This is a genomic window from Micromonospora sp. KC213 (assembly GCF_004348325.1).
Classification (GTDB): Bacteria; Actinomycetota; Actinomycetes; order Mycobacteriales; family Micromonosporaceae; genus Micromonospora.
The window spans coordinates 1-14,933 of record NZ_SMKF01000027.1; the positions used below are offsets into that span (position 1 = coordinate 1).

The 14,933-nt window shown below is 70.1% G+C and carries 21 protein-coding genes; 19 read left to right on the top strand and 2 right to left on the bottom strand.

Annotated elements, in window-relative coordinates; all coding sequences use genetic code 11:
* The first annotated feature begins 90 nt into the window (after positions 1-90).
* Genes E1166_RS31470 through E1166_RS08935 form a run of 7 tightly spaced genes read left to right on the top strand, consistent with a single transcriptional unit; the run spans position 91 to position 3,265 of the window.
* Positions 91-1,005: a hypothetical protein gene (locus E1166_RS31470; protein WP_207914115.1), complete on the top strand. Its 915-nt coding sequence runs from the start codon at positions 91-93 to the stop codon at positions 1,003-1,005.
* A gap of 3 nt (positions 1,006-1,008) precedes the next feature.
* Positions 1,009-1,275: a hypothetical protein gene (locus E1166_RS08910; protein ID WP_132337432.1), complete on the top strand. Its 267-nt coding sequence runs from the start codon at positions 1,009-1,011 to the stop codon at positions 1,273-1,275.
* 3 nt (positions 1,276-1,278) lie between these two features.
* Positions 1,279-1,530 (top strand): hypothetical protein, encoded by a 252-nt coding sequence (locus tag E1166_RS08915; RefSeq protein WP_132337434.1) that lies wholly within the window; start codon positions 1,279-1,281, stop codon positions 1,528-1,530.
* Positions 1,527-1,712, top strand: coding sequence for a hypothetical protein (locus E1166_RS08920; protein ID WP_132337436.1), 186 nt, complete (start codon positions 1,527-1,529; stop codon positions 1,710-1,712). Before E1166_RS08915 ends, E1166_RS08920 begins: the two co-directional genes overlap by 4 nt.
* On the top strand, positions 1,709-2,035 hold the full coding sequence (locus tag E1166_RS08925) for a hypothetical protein (RefSeq protein WP_132337438.1): 327 nt from the start codon (positions 1,709-1,711) through the stop codon (positions 2,033-2,035). The genes E1166_RS08920 and E1166_RS08925 overlap by 4 nt, the downstream gene beginning before the upstream one ends.
* A gap of 8 nt (positions 2,036-2,043) precedes the next feature.
* Positions 2,044-2,721: a hypothetical protein gene (locus tag E1166_RS08930; protein ID WP_132337440.1), complete on the top strand. Its 678-nt coding sequence runs from the start codon at positions 2,044-2,046 to the stop codon at positions 2,719-2,721.
* Positions 2,714-3,265: an ATP-binding protein gene (locus E1166_RS08935; protein ID WP_132337442.1), complete on the top strand. Its 552-nt coding sequence runs from the start codon at positions 2,714-2,716 to the stop codon at positions 3,263-3,265. Before E1166_RS08930 ends, E1166_RS08935 begins: the two co-directional genes overlap by 8 nt.
* 1,190 nt (positions 3,266-4,455) lie before the next feature.
* Here E1166_RS08935 and E1166_RS08940 read toward each other — a convergent pair.
* Positions 4,456-4,890 carry a hypothetical protein gene (locus E1166_RS08940; protein ID WP_132337444.1) on the bottom strand — a complete coding sequence of 145 codons (435 nt, stop codon included), beginning with the start codon at positions 4,888-4,890 and terminating at the stop codon, positions 4,456-4,458.
* 109 nt (positions 4,891-4,999) lie between these two features.
* Here E1166_RS08940 and E1166_RS08945 point away from each other — a divergent pair, with 109 nt between their 5' ends.
* From E1166_RS08945 to E1166_RS08955, 3 genes are read left to right on the top strand one after another with little or no spacing between them, the layout of a single operon-like run.
* Entirely contained in the window at positions 5,000-5,458 is a 459-nt protein-coding gene (locus E1166_RS08945) for a hypothetical protein (protein WP_132337446.1), read from the top strand.
* Positions 5,458-5,748, top strand: coding sequence for a hypothetical protein (locus E1166_RS08950; RefSeq protein WP_132337448.1), 291 nt, complete (start codon positions 5,458-5,460; stop codon positions 5,746-5,748). The genes E1166_RS08945 and E1166_RS08950 overlap by 1 nt, the downstream gene beginning before the upstream one ends.
* Positions 5,748-5,984 (top strand): hypothetical protein, encoded by a 237-nt coding sequence (locus tag E1166_RS08955; RefSeq protein WP_243710256.1) that lies wholly within the window; start codon positions 5,748-5,750, stop codon positions 5,982-5,984. Before E1166_RS08950 ends, E1166_RS08955 begins: the two co-directional genes overlap by 1 nt.
* A gap of 150 nt (positions 5,985-6,134) precedes the next feature.
* Here the strand turns inward: E1166_RS08955 and E1166_RS08960 are convergent, their stop codons facing one another.
* Complete coding sequence (locus E1166_RS08960; protein WP_132337452.1) at positions 6,135-6,440, bottom strand: hypothetical protein; 306 nt, start codon at positions 6,438-6,440, stop codon at positions 6,135-6,137.
* 119 nt (positions 6,441-6,559) lie between these two features.
* Between E1166_RS08960 and E1166_RS08965 the strand changes: the two genes are divergently transcribed.
* From E1166_RS08965 to E1166_RS09005, 9 genes are all read left to right on the top strand, one after another.
* Positions 6,560-7,093, top strand: coding sequence for a helix-turn-helix domain-containing protein (locus tag E1166_RS08965; protein WP_132337454.1), 534 nt, complete (start codon positions 6,560-6,562; stop codon positions 7,091-7,093).
* Entirely contained in the window at positions 7,083-8,369 is a 1,287-nt protein-coding gene (locus E1166_RS08970) for a phage terminase large subunit (RefSeq protein WP_132337456.1), read from the top strand. The genes E1166_RS08965 and E1166_RS08970 overlap by 11 nt, the downstream gene beginning before the upstream one ends.
* 15 nt (positions 8,370-8,384) lie before the next feature.
* Positions 8,385-8,720, top strand: a complete 336-nt coding sequence (locus E1166_RS08975; RefSeq protein WP_132337458.1) for a RyR domain-containing protein — start codon at positions 8,385-8,387, stop codon at positions 8,718-8,720.
* 25 nt (positions 8,721-8,745) lie between these two features.
* Positions 8,746-10,368, top strand: coding sequence for a phage portal protein (locus tag E1166_RS08980; RefSeq protein WP_132337460.1), 1,623 nt, complete (start codon positions 8,746-8,748; stop codon positions 10,366-10,368).
* A 6-nt stretch (positions 10,369-10,374) separates the two neighbouring features.
* Positions 10,375-12,387: a phage minor capsid protein gene (locus E1166_RS08985; RefSeq protein ID WP_132337462.1), complete on the top strand. Its 2,013-nt coding sequence runs from the start codon at positions 10,375-10,377 to the stop codon at positions 12,385-12,387.
* Positions 12,388-12,398: 11 nt separating this feature from the next.
* Complete coding sequence (locus tag E1166_RS08990; protein ID WP_132337464.1) at positions 12,399-12,638, top strand: hypothetical protein; 240 nt, start codon at positions 12,399-12,401, stop codon at positions 12,636-12,638.
* A gap of 105 nt (positions 12,639-12,743) precedes the next feature.
* A complete protein-coding gene (locus E1166_RS08995) occupies positions 12,744-13,493 on the top strand; it encodes a hypothetical protein (protein WP_132337466.1) in 750 nt (249 codons plus the stop codon).
* A gap of 36 nt (positions 13,494-13,529) precedes the next feature.
* Positions 13,530-14,591 (top strand): major capsid protein, encoded by a 1,062-nt coding sequence (locus E1166_RS09000; protein WP_132337468.1) that lies wholly within the window; start codon positions 13,530-13,532, stop codon positions 14,589-14,591.
* Positions 14,591-14,932, top strand: a complete 342-nt coding sequence (locus E1166_RS09005; RefSeq protein WP_132337470.1) for a hypothetical protein — start codon at positions 14,591-14,593, stop codon at positions 14,930-14,932. Before E1166_RS09000 ends, E1166_RS09005 begins: the two co-directional genes overlap by 1 nt.
* Position 14,933: the final 1 nt, after the last annotated feature.

Here is a 14,933-nt window from a genome sequence, read left to right on the forward strand (position 1 = left end):
ACCCCTGGGAAGGCGCATGGCCACCCAGCCCCCAAGCCTGGCGTGTCCGCTGCCGCCAAATCCGCGAAGACATCGAGGAGACCCACCCCCATGCCTAAGATCCGCATCTTCGACGAAGAAGACTCCGCCGCCATCCGCCGCCTCCTCGACGACATCGACCAGCAGCGCAGCCGAGCCGAAGCCGCAGAAGCCGAACGCGACGACTACCGCGAAGCCCGCGACACCGCCCGGCAAACCGCGGCCTTCCGCAAGGGCATCATCGACCGCCACCGCGCCGAGCTGGGCGCAGCCGGCGAAGTCCTCGCCGTCGTTCGCGACGCCCACGACCAGATCGAGCGAGCACTGGCCCGATACGACACCCGACCCACCACGGAGACCGTCTCGGGCGCCCTCGGTTCCCCGGCCGTCCGCGCGCAGGACGAGCAGCTGGCCCCGTGGATCCGCCGCGCCATCGCCGACCCCGGCAGCATCGCCGGCCGCCGCCGAGGCCCATCCTGGCGCCCCAACGAGGAGGGCTACGCCGACGTGCCGGAGACCCTCGCCGACTGGACCACCCGAGCAGTGCTGCGGATCCTGGCCGTCGACGGCCGGCCGCGCTGCGAACGCTGCTCCCAGGAGATCCGGGTCAACGACCTGTACGACCCGCCGCTGCCCGGTGTCGGGCTGTGGGAGCACCGTGGCGACTGCCCGCCGGCCGATGAGGTCGCCCGTGACGCCACGCTGGCGCAGATCGAGCGTGACGCCGCCCAACTCCAAGCGGACCTCGCCGCCGGCCGGGTTGACGATCACCTCGGCCACACCCCCGCCCCGCGCCAGATCCCGGAGTACCACTGGGGTCGAGCCTGGTCGCCCACGCAGGACGAGGCCACCTGTCCCTGCGCGAAGGCCCCGTGCGGGTACGTCATCCGCTCCGCCGACTCGGCCGGCTGCGAGTACCACGGGCCGATGCAGACGATGCGCGGCGGCCACCCGGCAGACCGGTGCCCCGGCAAGCGGGAGGGCTGACGAGTGGACCCGCTGACCGCAGCCTGGCGCCGCCACGACGCCAGCGAGCCCGAGCTGGCCGACGCCCCGCTCTTCGCCAACCACCTCACCGCCGCCTGGGCCACCCACGAACGCATCCGCGCCCTCGTCTGGCCGCTCGCCTCCGGCCCTGACGGCACCGTGCACACCACCTGTGCCGACGCCACCTGCCACCACGACGGCGAGCAGCCCGGCCACGCCCGCTGCCTTGCCGCCCGCGTCCTCGCCGTGCTCGATCGAACGGAGGGCTGACCGGTGACGTGCGACGTGTGCGGCCTCCCCGACAACTACCGAGGCCAGGGCGACGGCATCGGATCCTGCGACTGCCCCCGCTGTGACTGCGGCGCGGCGCGCAGCTCGGCGTTCTGCACCTGCGACCCCGACTGCGACTGCGACGACCCGGACTGCGGTTGGTACGACCGCTGCGACCGTGCCGACGACGAGTGGCCCGACGACGTCGTCCTACGGCCCGTCGAGACCGTCGAGCTGCCCGGGGTGTCCCGGTGACCGCCCGCCGCATCGCCATCGCCGGCGCCATCGCCCTCATCGCCAGCACCACCGCCATCCTCGCCCTCGACGCCGCCGCCCGCGCCTGGGGCAACCCCGCCGCCGCCGTCCTCGTCGCCCTGGCCGCCGTGTGGCTCGGCCAGGGAATCGCACCCCTCATCCGCCACAGGAGGCACCGGTGAAAGTCACCTCTCCGAACACGCTGACCCGCGTCGTTGTTCACAACATCGACCTGATGCGAAAGGCACGCGGATGGACCAAGACGGAGCTCGTGCAGCGTCTTGATTCCGCTGGCTGGCCGATGAAGCACTCGGTCGCCATCGACCGATTGGGCGACGGGCGTCGGACGCTCACCGTCGACGAGCTGGCCATCCTCGGCAAGGTCTTCAGCGTCGAGCCATGGTCGCTCACCGTTCCGCCCACGTGCGATGCCTGCCTCGGTTCGCCTCCCGCTGGGTTCGCCTGTCTTGCCTGCGGGGCCAACACCGCCCGCACGACCGCCTGAGGAGCGCAGTGACCTCGCCACACCACCTCCACGCCACCGCCGCCGCCTGGTCCCTCCACACCGCCCGCACCCACCTCGCCCAGCTCGCCGACGAGGAAGCCGCCCAGATCGCCGCCGAGCAGCTGGAGGCCCCCGCTCTGCTCCGCTCCCCGGCCTGGGGACGCCGCCACGCCCTCGGCGGCCACGGCGACCCCACCCCCGGAATGGTCGTAGTCGCCACAGACCGCCGGCCAGCCCGGCGCAACCGGTGGGCCCTCCTGCTCGCCCGCGCCGACCGCCGCATCACCGGAGTCGCCGCCATGCTCCGCCTCGACGGCCCCGACCCGCTCCGGCTCATCCTCGACACCATCCCGAGCACCCAGCCCGGCACCGCCGCCATCGTCGCCCGCCACCTGGCCGACGAGGACACCTGGGTACGCAACGCGATCGACCTCCGGCCCGCGCGAGAGCCGCTGCCCGGTGTCGCCTGCCCGCACTGCGGCGAACGCCAGCTGTACGTCCAGACCGCCGGCCCCGTCAACGCCTGGACCGTCGTCTGCTCTACCGGCCGCCTCTGCACCGGCGAGGGCTGCCCGTGCGGGATGCCCGGGGCGGTCGAGGGCGTCGCCCACATCTGGCCGCGGAGTACGGTGCTCACGGAGTGCAATAAGCCGATGACGACCCCCGCCAGGAGCGCCCATGCCTGAGCACCTCATCCCCGCTCGCTACAGCGACGCCGAGACCTCCCTACCCGAAGTCGACCGCTGGTGCAGCGCCATCCTGGCCGGCTCCAGGGCCCGCCTTCTGCTTCTCGGCCCATGCATGTCCGGGAAGACCCACACCGCGTACGCCGCTCTCCGCCGTCTCCTCGCGGCCGGCTACCCACCGGCCAGCCTGGGGGTGTACAGGGCGTACGAGATGGCCCGCGACTACAACCCGCAGCTCATCGAGCAAGCACCGCCGGTGATCTTCCTCGACGACCTGACCGACCGAAGCGACAATGTGGCCGGCGTCAAGAACCTCGAACCCGATGAGCCGGAGATCCAAGCTTTGATGGCGATGCACCAGGGCGCAGTCGTAGACGCTGCCGAGAGGTTGGCGGGGCGGGCAGGCACCTCATGGATCGCCTGCGCGTCAAACCGAGAGAGGCTTGCGGCGGACCTGGGAGAGGACGTCGCCGTCAAGCTCCTCGCCGTCGCTGACGTGGTCGAGCTTTCACCGAGGCCGCAGCGTCCTGTCCTGGACTGGTGACCTGCTACGTGGCGGTCGCCAGCCACGATGGGAAGGGTGACCGACCCCTCGCCCTCCGGCGGCCGACGAAAGTTCGGGCGCGACGTCGCAATCAACGTCTTGGCGAACCTCATCGCGGCGGCCATCCTCTACCTGCTCGCAGTCGCCGGCCGCTATGTCGCCGCCAATTGGGTACTCGTGGTGCTGTCTCTGGTCCTTCTAGTGATCGCCGGCACCGCGACCCTGATGAGCCTCCTACTGGCTACCACTGTCCTGAACTCGGTCCGAATCGGAGGCTGGGCCGCTGCAGACGGTCGGCCCGGTCGGGGTCGCCGTACACTCCTGGTCGCGCAGCGCGGTGAAGGGGTGGCGCCCACGTCTGAGCCGAGGCGAGGTGCTCCATCAGCTGGCCCAGCGGATGACCATGCAGGACAGTGACCTGTGAAACACGTCTCTATGGACGGTCGCAGTGCAGAAAAACTCACCTGTGTAATGTGATCGTAGTCACACGCAAATCGCTTGATATCTGGACCAGTGCCGGTAAATTCGGACAGCCATCCTAGCGCTCGGCTACGGCCCAAATGCGATGCGTATCCGGCCTGCACGGTCCGTCACGCTGATTCGACTACAGTGCCTAGTGCAGAAGACATTGAGCCGTCTTCCTCCGGGGGTGAGGCACTCGCCCCGCCGTACGGGAGGCGAGGGATCTCCCGCAGTGAGCGGGAGCGCCTGCCGGCTGGAGGTGGTTCATGTCCATGCATCCAGAGCCCTTGGGTGAGTCTAAGGGTTCTAGCGACACCCCACCCCCTCAGGCTCGCAGGTCTGAAGGGGCGGGCCGGACGGTCGTCCTGATCATTCAGGGCGCCGCCGGTATCGCCACCATCGCGGGCGTCATGCTCACGAATGGTTGTGGGCCCTTCTGATTGGCCGTCAGGAGAGCCTGTTGCGGTAGGGGGTTCTCGCCTTGTCCATCTTCCCGGGTGGGGCGAGGCCCTTTGCTCTCTCCACCTCTTGCGTCCCAGCCACCCAGCCAGGGGAGTTCCCCCTGAGGTGGCTTGGCTCTACTTCAAGTGGGTGGAGCTGGTCACAACCTTACACCCCAGAGTGAGTATGGTGACTTTCCGCGCATGGTCCACGCCTGTCCGCCATGTTGGCGAGCAGGCATGATCAAAAATGAGGGCACCATAATGACCATTATGCTCGGCGGGACGTTACGGCAGCGGAATCACCACCCATCCATCGCTGCCCTCCCAACGAGCCCTGATTTCGGTCACCTCTGGCAGCTCTGCCGGAGTCGCCACCCAGAAGCCCAGGGACTGTCCGGGGGACAACCTCACCGCCGACAGAGACGCCTCCCCCGATGCGCGGACCAGGCCATCCTCATCATGGATTTCCAGCGAAACCGCCGGTTCCGTTCCCGCGTTGCGGAGCAGGTAACTGTTCGGGGCGCCTCGATGGACCACCTGCCACGCCACCGGCGACGGAGGCGGCGGCAAAGCTGCCTCAGCCGCCGCAGCCTGGCGCTCGGCAGCCTCCGCCGACCGTCGGGCTGCGTCAGCGGACGCCTTAGCGTGTCTCAGGCCCCAAGCCGAAACGGCGACAGCAACGACAGAGATGATGATCGCGATGACATCCGTCCATTTCATGCCTTGCAAGCTACCGATCTGCCACCTCTAACGTCCTGAGCTGAACGGCCCGGCCAGCGTCGGTAGGAGAGCCGAGTTGGAGGTGTTGTGAGCTCGATAGGCTCGGACCATGCAGCTTGACCTAGGGGATGTGCCCGCCTGGACGGCGCTCGTCCTCTCTGGCGCAGCCGTCTACGTCGCGACTCGCGCCAACCGGCATGCTCGCGACTCCGCCGCCGCCTCCAAGGATTCCGCTGGCTCGGCCCGCCGGTCCGCCGACGCGGCCGAGCGTCAGGCCCTGGCCGCTGAAGCCGCTATTCCACCGCCACCACCGCAGGTCGCCTGGCGGGTCGAATGGGTAAGTAAACAGCGTTACCTGCTGCGCAACATCGGCGTGGGCACCGCGACCGGGGTCAAGGTCGAGGTCCGAAACGCTCACCCCCTCGCCGGGCTCAAACTCGGCGACGGCACCCTCGAATCGAACCAATCCGTCTCGTTCCTCATCATGGGCAGCATGGGCCGGCCAGCACCGACCGAACTCTGGGTCTCGTGGGACGGTCAGGAAGAGCCGATTGCGGTCGCGATCTGATGGGCTACGACAGGGAACTCGACAACGCCGCACTCGGCCTCGCGATCGTCACTGCGCTCGCCAGTGGCGACACCGAGCAGGTAAACCGCCTGCTTCACGGCCACATCCGCGCTTCACCGTCCGTGGAGCAGGGCACCAACGACATCATCAACGGATTGATCTTTACCGCGTCGACACTGCTCACCAAGGCCGCCTCCGCCGCCAACGTGGATGAAACGACGATCCTCCAGGAGATCGGCATGCTCTACGCCGATCGCGAGGGTTACGGACGCGAGGACGAGCAGCGGTGATGTACGTGGCCGGCCGGGAGTACGGGACTGCTGCCGAGATCGCCGAGCGGCTCGGTCCAGACGTCACCGTTGCCATGGTCCGCAACTGGCACCAGCGTGACGGCCTGGAGAGCCGGCGCGTCGCCCGGACGGTCTACTACCCCCTCGACCAGGCGGCCCAGATCGAGGCTGCGAAGCGTCGAACGCCACGCGGACGGCCACGGCAGCTTGACGGCGCCCAGGTCAGCGCCGCATGATTTGATCACTCACCGCCACAGGCGGAGTGTGCCCGCAGCCCGGTAGAGCCCCACGGCTCCCGGGCTGTACTGCGTCCAGGGGGCGGGACGCACGGGCTCGGGGGCGCGGGCAGGCTGCTGTGGTGGCCGGCCTGCCCGCACACCCGCCGGCTACGACTGGCCCAACTTCGCCTTCGCATCCTGGAAGGTGGCGGCCTCCGCCTGCCACTGTTCCAGCATCTCCTGCGGCGAGGGACCGCCGAACGCCGCACACACGGCCATCAGCGGCGGCAACAGGTCAGCCGGCCACCCGCCAGGGATATCCACGTCCACCTCGAAGACATGGGTGGCGACATCGCGACTGATGTGGATGCTGAGAAAGCCGGCCGCAGTGACCAATCGCACGACGTCCGCGACCTCGTCAGAAGTGTCGATCTGGTCGATGCGCAGGATGCCGGGGCGGAACTTCGCTCGCATGCAGTACCTCTCGGGTCGGGCCAGCTGATGCCGGCCACTGCCCCCGATCAACCTCCACTGCGGAGGGTGTATTCCTGATCACTGACCCTGACCGGACAAGGTGCCGGGACGGAGTAGCCATGACCGATCGCCCCGCACCCCGGCCCGTCACCCAGGCCGACTACGACCAGGTCCGCGAGCTGCACGCCCAAGGCCTGAGCCGCAACGCCATTGCCGAGCAGATCGCCCGGTCCGGACGCACCGTGTCCCGGCTCGCCGGCGAGATGGGCCTCAGCTTCGACCGGGCACGCACGAGGGCCGCCACCGAGGCGAAGAAGGACGACGCCCGAGCGAAGCGCGCCCAGCTGGCCAACGACCTCCTCGACGACGCCGCCCGACTCCGCCGGCAACTCTGGCAGCCCGCGGACTACGTCGACCACGGCGGCAAGGAGTACGACCGCGTCGACTGGACCCTCGACGAACCCACGTTCGCGGACAAGCTGAAGATCATGCAGGCCGTCGGGATCGCCGCCGACAAGGCCGTTCGCCTCGACGAGTACGACGCCGACCCCGGCATCGACGCCGCCAAGTCCATGCTCGGCGCCCTCGCTAAGGGCCTGGGGGCCGCGTACGACCAGCTCAACCAGGCCAGCACCGACGCCGATGCCGGTTGACCTCGACGCAGTCGGCCGGACACTGTCCCCGATCCACCTCCGATCGGTGGTCGAGTCCACCGCCCGACTCAACATCTGGCAAGGATCGGTCCGGTCCGGCAAGACCGTGTCCAGCCTGCTCCGGTTCCTCCTCGCCGTCGCCACCGCTCCCAGCTCCGGCCGCGTGCTGCTGTTCGGCAAGACGAGGGAGAGCGTCAACCGCAACGTCTTCGCGGTGCTCACCGACCCGGCCATCTTCGGCCCCCTCGCCAGGCTGGTGAAGTACAACCCTGGCGCACCCACCGGCACGATCCTCGGCCGCGAGGTCGACGTCCTGGGCGCAAACGACGCCAAGGCCGAGCCAAAGGTCCGCGGCATGACCCTGTGCCTGGCGTACGGCGACGAGCTGACCACCGTCCCGGAGCCGTTCTTCACGCAGGTCCTCGCCCGTCTCTCCGTGGCCGGCGCGAAGCTGTTCGGCACCACCAACCCGGACGCCCCCAACCACTGGTTGCGGAAGAAGTACCTGCTCCGCCAGGGCGAGCTGAACCTCCGCACGTGGCACTCGACGCTCGACGACAACCCGCACCTCGACCCGCAGTACGTGGCCGACCTGAAGGTTGAGTACGTCGGGCTCTGGTACAAGCGGTTCATCGAGGGCCGCTGGGTCCAGGCCGAGGGCGCCGTTTTCGACATGTTCGACGAGGACCGCCACGTCGTGCCGGTCCTGCCGGCCATCCACCGGTGGGTCAGCCTGGGCATCGACTACGGCACCCGCAACGCCACCGCCGCCCTCATCCTCGGCGCCGGCCAGGACGGACGCCTGTACCTGACGCACGAGTGGAGGCACGACCCGTCGACCGCCCGACGGCAGCTCACCGACGCCAGCCTGTCGCGCGAGCTGCGTGCCTGGCTGGCCGGCCTCGAGGTCCCCGGCGCGGTCGGGCTCAAGGGCGTCGCCCCGGAGTGGACCGTGGTCGACCCGTCGGCCGCGTCGCTGCGGCTCCAGCTGCACGAGGACGGCATGACGCCGGCCCTCGCCGACAACTCCGTGCTTGACGGGATTCGGCTCATGTCGTCGCTGCTCGGCAACGACCAGCTGCGGATCGACCGGTCGTGCCAGGGCCTGATCAACGAGATCCCGGGCTACTCCTGGGACGACAAGGCCGCGGAGCGGGGCGAGGACGCACCGATCAAGGCCGACGACCACTCGATCGACGCCGCGAGGTACGCGATCAAGACCCCTGAGGTGCTGTGGCGCCCGCTGCTGCGCACCGCCCACGCACTCGCTGCCTGAACCCATGGAGGCCCCGTGGACCCCACCCACATTGCCCGCGTCTGCCACGAAGCCAACCGCGCCATCCAGATCATCACCGGAGACCCAGCCGTCTCCCCGTCCTGGGACGACGCGCCGCGCTGGCAGCGCGACTCGGCCATCAAGGGTGTCGAGAGCGCGCTGACCGGTGCCAGACCCGCCCTGATGCACGAGCTGTGGTGCGAGGAGAAGCGCGCCGCCGGCTGGACCTACGGCGAGGTCAAGGACGCCGAGGCCAAGACACACCCCTGCCTCGTCCCGTACCACGAGCTGCCGGAGGAGCAGCGCGTGAAGGACCGGCTGTTCGTATCGATCGTTCGCACGCTCGCCTGACACAGCCCGAACCGAGGGAGGCCCGGTGCCGATTCCGACCGGCGGCGCCTGGCCGCCACCCGCCTACGGCCTCGCCTACGCCGCCTACCGCGACTGGGACGCCTGGTACACCGGCGACCCCGACCGGCTCCGCACCGTCTACCTCAACCGCGCCGCCAACGGGCAAAGCCTCTCCCCATCCCAGCGTGTCCGCGCCGGCCAGTACGCCGGCGGCATCGTCGGCTACCTGTCCCGCTGGCTGTGGGGCAACCCGCCGTCGCCCGGGCAGCGCGACGGCCGGCTCCACGTGCCGCTGCCCGCCGACCTGGCCGCCACTGCGGCGAACCTGCTGTTCGCCGAACCACCGACGCTGACCAGCGAGGACAAGGCGGTCCAGGCGCGGCTGGAGCTGCTCCAGGAGGACGGCCTCAACACCACCCTGCTCCACGCCGCCGAGGCCGACAGCGCCTTCGGTGACGTCTACCTCCGGCCCGTGATCGACCGCGACGTCTACCCTGACCGGGCCTTCCTCGGGGTCGTGCACGCCGACGGAGCACTGCCGGTCATCCGGTGGGGGCGGCTGGTCGAGGTGACCTTCTGGTCGGAGCTCGAGAACGACGGCCAGCGGGTGATCCGGCTGTTGGAGCACCACGACGTGGTCACCGGCGCTGACGGCAGCCGGGCCGGCCGCATCGAGTACAGGGTGTACGAGGGCACGCCCACCCAGCTCGGTCGGGCCATCAGCCTCGCCGACCACGCCGGCAGCGTCCACCTCGCCGACCTGGTCGACGAGACCGGCGCCCAGGCGACCGGTCTCGACCGTCTCGACGTCGTCCGGATCGCCAACACCGGCCCGCAGCGCCGCTGGCGTACCGAACCGGGCCTGAAGTACCTGGGCCGGTCGGACTTTGACGGCAACGAGCAGATCTTCGACCGGATCGACGAGACATGGACGTCCTGGTTGCGCGATGTCCGGCTCGCCCGCGCCCGCATCATGATCCCCGACTACATGCTCCAGTCGAATGGACCGGGCCAGGGCGCGACGTGGGACGCGGATCGGGAAGTGTACGCCGCGATCAACGCGCTCCCAGTCACCGGCAACGCCACCGGCCAGGGCATCACCCTGAGCCAGTTCGCGATCCGGCACGCCGAGCACAAGGCCACCGCCGACGCACTGACTGAGGTGGCGCTGCGGCACGCCGGCCTGTCCGCCCAGACCCTCGGCGAGGAGGGCGACGTGGCGGTCACTGCCACGGAGGTTCAGGCTCGGGAGCGGCAAAGCTTCACGACCCGGGGTAACCGGATTGTCGGGGCGTGGCAACCCGGCATCGCTGACGCCATCGAGCTGCTCCTCGCCGTCGAGCGCGGCCAGATGGGTGGCAAAGCCGAGCCGGTCAAGCCCAACGTCGAGTTCGGCGACAGCGTGTCCGAGGCACCGGAGACGGTGGCCCGCACGGTGCAGCTCCTCGACGCCGCCAACGCCATCAGCATCGAGACCAAGGTGCGGATGGTCCACCCCGACTGGGATGACAAGCAGGTCCGGGCCGAGGTGAAACGCATCCGGGAGGACGAGCCGACCCCGGTGGACGTCGGTAGCTCCCTCGGCGCACTGGCCGGCAACCAGCCCGACGGCGGCGACGAGGGCGAGGGGCAGCCCGGCGAGGAGTGATCCCCGATGCCCGTGCCACCCGAGCAGATCGAGGACATCGCTCGCGACGCCGCCGACCTGTATCGGGAGGCCGAGACGTCGATTCTGGCCACGGTCACCCGCTACCTGGCGGACGGACTCGACGCCCCCGACTGGGCGGTCCGCCGGCTCGGTGCCCTGTCCGCGTTGCGGCGCGCGGTCGAACGCACCCTGGCCCTGGTCGGCGCAGCCGGCGCGGACCGGATCCGGCAGGCGGTCGCCGACGCTTACCGGTCCGGCCGGGCGGCTGCGACCGTCGAGGTGCCCCGGCGGTACTGGCCACGGGATCTGGACCTGGCCGCCGCCGCGGCGGCCCGGGCGGAGGTGCCGCGCGCCGCGGTCATCGAGAACCTGGCAGCGGCGCTCATCGGCGACATCGGCCAGACGCACTCCAACGTGCTGCGGCACGTTGAGGACGTCTACCGCACGGTGATCCAACGGGCGACCGCCATCAGTGTTGCCGCCGGGCAGACTCGCAGGCAGGCCGCGCAGCACGCCTACCAGCGGTTCGTCGACCAGGGCGTCACGTCGTTCACCGACGTTCGGGGCCGCCGGTGGCGCTTGAGCAGCTACGTCGAGATGGGCGTGCGTACCGTCACGCAACGCGCCGCCGTGCAGGGCCAAACCGACCGGCTCCAAGACCTCGGCGTCGACCTGGTCCTCGTGTCCAACTCGCCGCGTGAGTGTCCGCTGTGTCGGCCGTGGGAGGGCAAGGTCCTCACCATCGCCGGGGGGCGCCGTGGTCGCGTCCAGGTGCCCTCGGCCGTGTCGAACGGCACGGTGACGGTGGACATCGCTGGGTCGCTCGCCGAGGCCCGGGCCGCTGGTCTCCAGCATCCGAACTGCACGCACTCGGTCCGTGCGTACCTGCCTGGTGCGACCCGAATCCCGACCGGCAACCTCGCGAACCCTGACGGCTACGAGGCCAAGGAGCGGCAGCGGGAGATCGAGCGGCAGATTCGGAAGTGGAAGGAGCGCGAGCAGGCCGCTCTCGACCCCGCAGCGCGCACCTCCGCCCAGGCGAAGGTCCGGGCCTGGCAGAAGGTCATGCGTGAGCATCTGGCCGCCCACCCGGAGCTGAAGCGCCTGCCCTACCGGGAGCAGATCGGCGCGGGGAACCTGCCACCTGGGCCCAGGCCGGCAGCTCCGCCACCGCCGGCACCTACCCCCTCACCGTCTCCTCCGCCGCTGCCTCAGCGGACCAGGACAACCCAGCCGCCGGCTCGCGTCGCCGACCTTCCCGGGCTTCTGGCCGTCGACCTGGGGCAATCCGCGAACCGCTCCATGGTCCGTGACGTGATGGCCGACGTGATCGGCGGCGACTACGCCGGCCTCACCGTCGAGATCGAAGACGTCGAGCTGTACGACGAGTACGGCGTGGATGGCGACCTGCCCGGCATCCTGGTTCGCGGCGGCATCTACCCAGATGACGACCTGAACGCTCGGCAGGTCGGCACGGTGATGCGCGGCTTCTACCGCGACGAGGCCGGTGACCTGGTCGCCGTCCACGCCTACCTGCAACTCGACCCGAGTACCCGCGGCAAAGGCTTCGCCACTGAGTTCAACGGCCGCCTCGAAACCTGGTACCGGTCGCAGGGGATCAGCCGCATCGAGGTCCACGCCAACATCGACGTCGGCGGCTACACGTGGGCCAGCCACGGCTACGACTTCGCCGACGAGGAATCCGCCGAATCGGTCCTCGACCGGCTCCGCTTCATCATCGACATGGTCGAAGACGAGGTGACAGACCTGCGGGAAGAAGCCGAGCAGGCCGACGACGACGAGGCCGCCCGGCTGGGTGCGCGGGCCGACGCGCTGGACGCCCAGCTGGTGGAGGCCGCGGCTATCCTCGATAGAGCGGACACGGCGCCGTTTGGGTCGGATGCGTACCCGAGCGCGTACGAGATCAGCCAGTGCGGCCGGTCTGCCGCCACCGGGAACGAGTGGATCGGCAAGAGGGCGATGCTGGGTAGCGACTGGCAGGGGGTGAAGTGGCTGTGACGTCGTCGCAGATGCCACGTCCCCGCCGCCGGCCCGTGCGCCCCTCCGAGGCTCGGGTCCGCCGGCTCCAGGAGCTCGGTGAGTTGCACCGCGAGTGGGTGGCGGGGAACGCCGACGCGGCCGGTTTCCGGCCGGAGGAGCACCCCACCCCGGGCAGCGACTACAACCTGCACCACGTGGACCTCGACGCCCCGCCGGGCGCGCAGGACGAGTTCCACCGTCGCGCCCGACAGGTCATGGGTCTCCGGTAGGGGCCACCTTCGTTCGTCCGTCGCCCGTACTGCGGGCGCGGTAGCAGCTGCCTGCGGCAAGGCCCGGCAGTACCCATTCACCGACACCCTCAAGGAGGGCTTGTCATGCAGCACACCCGACGCCGTACCCTCAGCGCTCTTGCTGGCCAGGTCATCGGCTACCGGAAGGACGGTCGCCCGATCCGGCTGGCCGCCGGTGGTAGCGGCGATGGAGGCGGCGACGGTGCTGGCTCGGACGGCGGAGCCGGCACCGGCGGCACGGATGCTGGAGGTGACGGCCAGGGCGGCAAGGGCGGCCAGGGCGACGGCACCGGCAGCAAGGACGGCCCGACCATCGACGGCGAGTTTGACGCCGAGCGAGCGCGGCGTGCCATCGCTGCCGCCCGCGAGGCCGAGAAGAAGGCCAAGGGCGACGCGAAGGCGGAACGGGAGCGCGTCGCTGCGATCCTCAAGGCCGCCGGCCTCACCCCGGATGGGCAGGCTGATCCGGCTGAGCAGCTCAAGGCGGTCGCCGCCGAGCGGGACGCCGCCGCGGCGCAGGCCCGCGACACGGCCGTCGAGCTGGCGGTCTACAAGCGCGCCGGCAAGGCCGGAGGCGACCCGGACGCCCTCCTCGACAGCACCCGCTTCCGGGCCGCCGTCAAGGACCTCGACCCGACCTCGTCCGACTTCGACGACAAGGTCACCGACGCGATCAAGGCCGCGATCAAGGCCAACCCGAAGCTCGCTGCCGCCGTCACGGGAGGCCAAGGGCCGGCCCGCCAGGGGACGGATCACACCGGTGGCAACAACGGGGGACGCCAGCGGCCCGCCGGCCTCGGCGCGGCCATCGCCGCCCGCATGGCCGGCCAGTAAACCACCCAACACCAACCAGGACAGGAGTAGCCGACCGTGGCTATCACCCTCGCCCAGGCCCAGGTGAACACGCAGGACGACGTCGCTTTCGCGGTGATCGACAACCTGCGCCGGTACTCCTGGCTCCTGGACCGCATTGTCTGGGACGACGTCGTCAACCCGACCGGCGGCGCGACCCTCACCTACGGGTACACCCGCCTGACCACCCCGCGTACGGCCGCGTTCCGGCAGCTCAACACCGAGTACACGCCGTCGAAGGCTGTCCGCAACCGCTACACCGTCGACCTGAAGCCGCACGGTGGTGCCTTCGAGATCGACCGGGTCCTCGCGAACCTGGGCCAGCCGGCCACCAACGAGGTCACCTTCCAGATGCAGCAGCTGCTCACCGCCACCCAGCAGAAATGGCAGGAGGAGCTCATCAACGGTGACACCGCGGTCGACCAGGCGGGCTTCGACGGCCTCGACAAGAGCCTCACGGGGACGGCCACCGAGTACGACCCGCTGGACAACGGGGTCACCGCCGGCTACCTCGACTGGACCGCCGGCACGATCATCTCCCAGCCCCTCGCGATGGCGGCGCTGGACCGGCTCGACGAGATGCTCGCCCAGATCATCCCGTCGAAGACCGGCGGCGGGGACCTCGGCACCCCGGGTGCGCTGCCCCCCGGCGAGAAGGCCATCCTCGGCAACACCAAGAGCATCACCCGGATCCGGGCGCTCGCCCGCTGGGCTGGCCTCTACACCGCCGACAAGGACGACCTCGGCCGCAGGGTCGAGCGGTACGGCGACTGGGTCCTCGTCGACCTGGGCGACGGGCAGCTCGGCTCCAGCCCGATCATCCCGATCTACTCGGCAGACGCCGACGAGGGCGGCGCCGGGGGCACCATCACCGGCCTGACCGACCTGTACGCGGTCACGTTCGGCATGGACGCCCTCCACGGTGCCGCGGTCGCCGGTAAGCCGCTGGTCGAGACGTGGATGCCCGACTTCACCCGGGCGGGCGCGGTCAAGACCGGCGAAATCGAGATGGGCCCCACCGCGATGGTGCTGAAGAGCACCAAGAGCTGCGGTGTGCTCCGGAAGGTCAAGGTGCAGTGATGGCGCGCTTCAAGGTCACCGCCCCGCAGGTGGTCACGACGAAGGTCGCCGGGGTCACCCTGGTCGACGGCACGGCCACGGTCGACGACAGCACCCCGGAGAACCGGCGGGCGCTGGCGTACTTCCGGCGCAAGGGCTACCGGGTCGACACCGTCGAAGAGGCGCAGCCCGATCCGGCCGTCACCGCGGAGCCCGAGCCGGTCGAGCCGCCGGCCCGGTCCGCGTCCAAGGCCGACTGGGTCACCCACGCCGCCGAACACGGCGGGATGACCCGCGAGGACGCCGAGAAGCTCACCCGCGACCAGCTGGCCGAGAAGTACCTCGGCCCGAAGGAGGACTGAG

Coding starts and splice junctions, on each gene's coding strand:
- E1166_RS31470 (WP_207914115.1), top strand. CDS start 91: ATGCCTAAGATCCGCATCTTCGACGAAGAAGACTCCGCCGCCATCCGC.
- E1166_RS08935 (WP_132337442.1), top strand. CDS start 2,714: ATGCCTGAGCACCTCATCCCCGCTCGCTACAGCGACGCCGAGACCTCC.
- E1166_RS08940 (WP_132337444.1), bottom strand. CDS start 4,890: ATGAAATGGACGGATGTCATCGCGATCATCATCTCTGTCGTTGCTGTC.
- E1166_RS08945 (WP_132337446.1), top strand. CDS start 5,000: ATGCAGCTTGACCTAGGGGATGTGCCCGCCTGGACGGCGCTCGTCCTC.
- E1166_RS08950 (WP_132337448.1), top strand. CDS start 5,458: ATGGGCTACGACAGGGAACTCGACAACGCCGCACTCGGCCTCGCGATC.
- E1166_RS08955 (WP_243710256.1), top strand. CDS start 5,748: ATGTACGTGGCCGGCCGGGAGTACGGGACTGCTGCCGAGATCGCCGAG.
- E1166_RS08960 (WP_132337452.1), bottom strand. CDS start 6,440: ATGCGAGCGAAGTTCCGCCCCGGCATCCTGCGCATCGACCAGATCGAC.
- E1166_RS08965 (WP_132337454.1), top strand. CDS start 6,560: ATGACCGATCGCCCCGCACCCCGGCCCGTCACCCAGGCCGACTACGAC.
- E1166_RS08970 (WP_132337456.1), top strand. CDS start 7,083: ATGCCGGTTGACCTCGACGCAGTCGGCCGGACACTGTCCCCGATCCAC.
- E1166_RS08985 (WP_132337462.1), top strand. CDS start 10,375: ATGCCCGTGCCACCCGAGCAGATCGAGGACATCGCTCGCGACGCCGCC.
- E1166_RS08990 (WP_132337464.1), top strand. CDS start 12,399: ATGCCACGTCCCCGCCGCCGGCCCGTGCGCCCCTCCGAGGCTCGGGTC.
- E1166_RS08995 (WP_132337466.1), top strand. CDS start 12,744: ATGCAGCACACCCGACGCCGTACCCTCAGCGCTCTTGCTGGCCAGGTC.
- E1166_RS09005 (WP_132337470.1), top strand. CDS start 14,591: ATGGCGCGCTTCAAGGTCACCGCCCCGCAGGTGGTCACGACGAAGGTC.